Origin of the sequence: Nocardioides jensenii JCM 1364 = NBRC 14755 (assembly GCF_001552535.1) — a bacterium.
Lineage (GTDB): Bacteria > Actinomycetota > Actinomycetes > Propionibacteriales > Nocardioidaceae > Nocardioides > Nocardioides jensenii.
Genome location: NZ_BCRJ01000123.1, coordinates 1 through 4,757 on the forward strand (window position 1 = coordinate 1; position 4,757 = coordinate 4,757).

The window sequence follows — 4,757 nt, forward strand, 5'->3', positions numbered from 1 at the left end:
GCCCTGTGAAACTGACTGATCAGCACGAAACTTCGTGTTGACACGGCAGGAATGAACGGGGAGACCTCGTCCCCGTCACCGGACCGGTTTTCGTCCACACGTGAATTGCTGTGCGCGTTGTCCCCTGATGTCCACCCCTCGTGATTGAACGCGCTCCAGTCGGGCAGCCAAGGAGTCATGCAGGAACTTCTTCAGCTCCACGACAGCCCGGTCTTTCTTCGACGCGAGGCATTGGACTTCGGTTACACCGACAAGCAATTGCGTGCCGCGACACGTGCTGGTCAGATTGTTCGTATTCGTCAGGGCACTTACACCGCAAGTGGTGTCTGGGCGGCATCTGATTCGGTCGAACGACATCGGTTGCGAGCGGCCGGGGTGCTCCTCACGCATGGCGATGCGGTCATGCTCAGCCATACCTCTGCCGCGATTGAGCACGGCCTCCGTCTGTGGGAGCCGAGGCTCGACAAGGTGCACGTGACGAGACTCGACGGTTCACCAGGCCGAACCTCCGACGACATCGTGTATCACCAGGGGTCCTGGCTTCCTGATGACATACATCTGAAGGAGGATCGGCTTCTGGTTGGTGCGCTTCGAGCCGGTCTTGAGACAGCCACCCTCCACAACGTCGAGCAGGGAGTGTGCGTCCTGGACTCAATCCTCGATCTTGGTTATGCCGACCTTGATCAACTTCACGCACAGACCAGCATCATGCTGACGTGGCCGAACACCCAGAGACTTCAGGTCAGCGCCCGACTGGCGCGCGTGGGCGCACAGTCGGTCGGCGAGAGCCGGGGGCGGTTCCTGTGCTGGGAGCAGCGCCTGCCCGAACCGGAGTTGCAGTACCGGGTTCACGATGAGAGTGGGCGCGAGGCCCGGACTGACTTCGGGTGGCCGGAGTACGAACTGCTCGGCGAGTTCGATGGCAAGCTCAAGTACGGCCGCCTGCTCAAGCCCGGTCAGAGTCCGGGGGACGCGGTTTTCAATGAGAAGAAGCGTGAGGACTGGATTCGGGAAGTGACCGACATGCGCGTGGTCCGAATGGTCTGGGCCGACTTCTACCGACGCCGGGCAACGGCGGAGCGGATCCGCAGCAAAATGCACAGCCGATCGGCAGCGTGATGCAACGATCTGGCGTTCGACGTTCGACGTTCGACGTACGACGTCCGGCCTGACCGTGCGTTTCTGCCCGAATGACACGAAGTTTCATGTTGATTGGTCAGTTTCACAGGCTCGCCTGTGAAACTGACCACCACGCGACGCCTACTCAGCAGCGGCGCGGCGCAGTGACTCGGAGAGGCGCTCGGCGGCGGCGATCACGGCCGGGGCATGCATGCGACCGGGCTGTCGGGACAGGCGCTCCAGCGGGCCGGAGACCGAGACCGCGGCGATGATCTTGCCACTGGGGGAGCGGACCGGCGCCGAGACCGAGGCGACGCCCTGCTCGCGCTCGCCGACCGACTGGGCCCAGCCGCGCCGACGAATGCCGGAGAGTGCGGTGGCCGAGTAGGCCGCGTTCTGCAGGCCGCGGTGCATGCGTTCGGGATCCTCCCAGGCGAGCAGCACCTGCGCGGCGGAGCCGGCGCGCATGGTCAACTGCGAACCGACCGGGATGGTGTCGCGCAGCCCGCTGGGGCGTTCGGCGGCGGCGACGCAGACACGGTGCTCACCCTGACGGCGCCACAGCTGGGCGGACTCGCCGGTGATGTCGCGCAGGCGGGCCAGGACCGGCCCGGCCGAGGCCAGCAGCCGGTCCTCACCGGCGGCCGCGGAGAGCTCGGCCAGTCGGGGGCCGAGGACGAAGCGGCCCTGCATGTCGCGGGCCACCAGGCGGTGGTGTTCGAGGGCCACGGCAAGGCGGTGTGCCGTGGGTCGGGCCAGTCCCGTGCCTGCGACCAGTCCCGCAAGGGTGGCCGGGCCGGCCTCCAGTGCGGCGAGCACCAGGGCGGCTTTGTCGAGAACGCCGACTCCGCTAGAGTTGTCCATATGGCAATACTGCCGTCTCAGATCATGGGATGCAAGCGCTACGCTCTGTGATCTGAGGAACGTCGCTCGAGAAAGTCGTGGAGGAAGTCATGGGCAAGACCCTGTCGGAGAAGGTGTGGGACGAGCACGTCGTCCGTAGTGCGCAGGGAGAGCCTGACCTCCTCTTCATCGATCTTCACCTCATCCACGAAGTCACGTCCCCGCAGGCCTTCGACGGCCTCCGCCTGGCCGGTCGCAAGGTACGTCGTCCCGACCTCACCCTGGCCACCGAGGACCACAACGTCCCGACCCTCGACTGGGACAAGCCGATCGCCGACCCGGTCTCGAAGACCCAGGTCGACACGCTGCGCAGGAACGCCGACGAGTTCGGCGTACGTCTGCACCCGCTCGGCGACATCGAACAGGGCATCGTGCACGTGGTCGGTCCGCAGCTCGGCCTGACCCAGCCCGGCATGACCATCGTCTGCGGTGACTCGCACACCAGCACCCACGGTGCGTTCGGTGCGATCGCGTTCGGCATCGGCACCTCCGAGGTCGAGCACGTGCTGGCCACCCAGACCCTGATGCAGGCCAAGCCGAAGACCATGGCCGTGACCATCAACGGCTCCCTGCCCGAGGGGGTCACCGCGAAGGACATGGTGCTGACCCTGATCACGCACACCGGCACCGGTGGCGGCCAGGGCTACATCGTCGAGTACCGCGGGCAGGCCATCGAGGAGCTCTCGATGGAGGGCCGCATGACGGTCTGCAACATGTCGATCGAGTGGGGCGCCAAGGCCGGCCTGATCGCTCCCGACCAGACCACCTTCGACTACATCGAGGGCAAGCCCGAGGCGCCCACGGGCGCCGACTGGGATGCCGCCGTCGCGCACTGGAAGACCCTCGTCACCGACGAGGACGCCCAGTTCGACAAGGAGATCGTGCTCGACGCCTCCACGATGACACCGTTCGTCACCTGGGGGACCAACCCCGGCCAGGGTGTGCCGCTCGGCGGCAACGTCCCGGACCCGGAGTCCTTCGAGGAGGAGCAGGACCGCGTCGGCGCGGAGAACGCCCTGAAATACATGGGCCTCGAAGCGGGTACGCCGATGCGCGAGGTGCACGTCGACACCGTCTTCGTCGGCTCCTGCACCAACGGCCGCATCGAGGACCTCCGTCTTGCAGCCGAGATCATCAAGGGTCACAAGGTGGCCGAGGGCACCCGCCTGCTCGTCGTGCCCGGTTCGGTGCGTGTGCGCATGCAGGCCGAGACCGAAGGCCTGCACGAGGTCTTCATCGAGGCCGGCGCCGAGTGGCGCGGAGCGGGTTGCTCCATGTGCCTGGGCATGAACCCCGACCAGCTGACGCCGGGCGAGCGCAGTGCCTCCACCTCGAACCGCAACTTCGAGGGCCGCCAGGGCAAGGGCGGTCGCACACACCTGGTCTCGATCCCGGTCGCCGCGGCCACTGCGGTGCGCGGCACCCTCTCCTCGCCCGCCGACCTGACCGAGCTCACCACGGTCTGACTGGTCTCGACGCGGCACCTGGTGCCGCCACTCGACCGACGAAAGGTTCTCCATGGACAAGTTCACCACCCACACCGGTGTCGCCGTACCGCTGAAGCGCAGCAACGTCGACACCGACCAGATCATCCCCGCGGTGTACCTCAAGCGGGTCACCCGCACCGGCTTCGAGGACGGGCTCTTCGCGGCCTGGCGCAACGACCCCGAGTTCGTGCTGAACAGGCCCGAGTACGCCGAGGCATCGGTGCTGGTCGCCGGACCCGACTTCGGCACCGGCTCCTCACGTGAGCACGCGGTCTGGGCGCTGCAGAACTACGGCTTCAAGGCAGTGATCTCCTCGCGCTTCGCTGACATCTTCCGCGGCAACTCCGGCAAGGCCGGTCTGCTTGCCGCGCAGGTCGACGAGAAGGTCGTGCAGAAGATCTGGGACCACCTCGACGAGCACCCGGGTGCGACAGTCACCGTTGACCTCGAGAGCCGTACGGTCCGGGCCGGCGAGGGCCCCGACGCGATCGAGGACTCCTTCGACATCGACGACTACACACGCTATCGGCTGCTCAACGGGCTCGACGACATCGGCATCACGCTGACCAACGAGGCCGACATCACCACATATGAAGCGCAACGGCCGAGTTGGAAGCCCGCAACGCTCTGAGCGGCAGTTGACGAACATCGAAAAGGCGCGAATCCCCTGCCAGGTAAGGGGATTCGCGCCTTTGTCTTTTTGTCTGGACCGCCCAATTGCGTGCACAGACAGGGAATTCCGCATGGTTGAGCGGGAATCCCGCCAAACATAATCACCCGAAAACGCGGCGTGGTCATTGTGAGTTGGCCTACGAATGCCTAGCGTGCATGGGAGATGTCGGGCAGGAGCTCGGCCGGATTGGTTCATTGGAAGGGAAGCTAGTGAACAAGACTCAGCTCATTGACGCTCTGGCGGCACGTTACGAGGGCAATCGCAAGGCGGCCGCCCACGCACTCGAGTCCGTCCTGGACACGATCACTCGCGAGGTGGCCCGGGGAGAGAAGGTCGCCATCACGGGCTTCGGCTCATTCGAGAAGAAGATCCGTGAAGCACGAACCGTGCGCAACCCGCGCACCGGAGAGAAGATGCGGGCCAAGAAGAAAGCCATCCCGAAGTTCACTCCGGGCGCTGACCTCAAGGCCGTCATCTCGGGTGCGAAGAAGTTGCCGAAGCTGACCCTCGCCAAGGCGTCGGCGCCGGCCAAGAAGGCCGCCGGGGCAGCGAGTGCCGCCACCAAGTCGGTGGCC

At 65.7% G+C, this 4,757-nt stretch carries 5 protein-coding genes; 4 read left to right on the forward strand and 1 reads right to left on the reverse strand.

Annotation, left to right across the window (positions count from 1 at the left end; genetic code table 11):
• The first annotated feature begins 177 nt into the window (after positions 1–177).
• Positions 178–1,119: a type IV toxin-antitoxin system AbiEi family antitoxin domain-containing protein gene (locus tag NJ4_RS22570; RefSeq protein ID WP_157551300.1), complete on the forward strand. Its 942-nt coding sequence runs from the start codon at positions 178–180 to the stop codon at positions 1,117–1,119.
• A 141-nt stretch (positions 1,120–1,260) separates the two neighbouring features.
• On the opposite strand, the gene NJ4_RS22575 is transcribed toward NJ4_RS22570, so the two are convergent.
• Positions 1,261–1,983, reverse strand: a complete 723-nt coding sequence (locus NJ4_RS22575; protein ID WP_067440886.1) for an IclR family transcriptional regulator — start codon at positions 1,981–1,983, stop codon at positions 1,261–1,263.
• Positions 1,984–2,072: 89 nt separating this feature from the next.
• Between NJ4_RS22575 and leuC the strand changes: the two genes are divergently transcribed.
• The 3 genes from leuC to NJ4_RS22590 form a co-directional block, all read left to right on the forward strand.
• Positions 2,073–3,488, forward strand: coding sequence for a 3-isopropylmalate dehydratase large subunit (leuC, locus tag NJ4_RS22580; RefSeq protein ID WP_067440889.1), 1,416 nt, complete (start codon positions 2,073–2,075; stop codon positions 3,486–3,488).
• A 52-nt stretch (positions 3,489–3,540) separates the two neighbouring features.
• On the forward strand, positions 3,541–4,140 hold the full coding sequence (leuD, locus tag NJ4_RS22585; RefSeq protein WP_067440891.1) for a 3-isopropylmalate dehydratase small subunit: 600 nt from the start codon (positions 3,541–3,543) through the stop codon (positions 4,138–4,140).
• Between the two features lie 251 nt (positions 4,141–4,391).
• A partial coding sequence (locus NJ4_RS22590) for an HU family DNA-binding protein (RefSeq protein WP_169799314.1) occupies positions 4,392–4,757 on the forward strand: 366 nt, incomplete at its 3' end.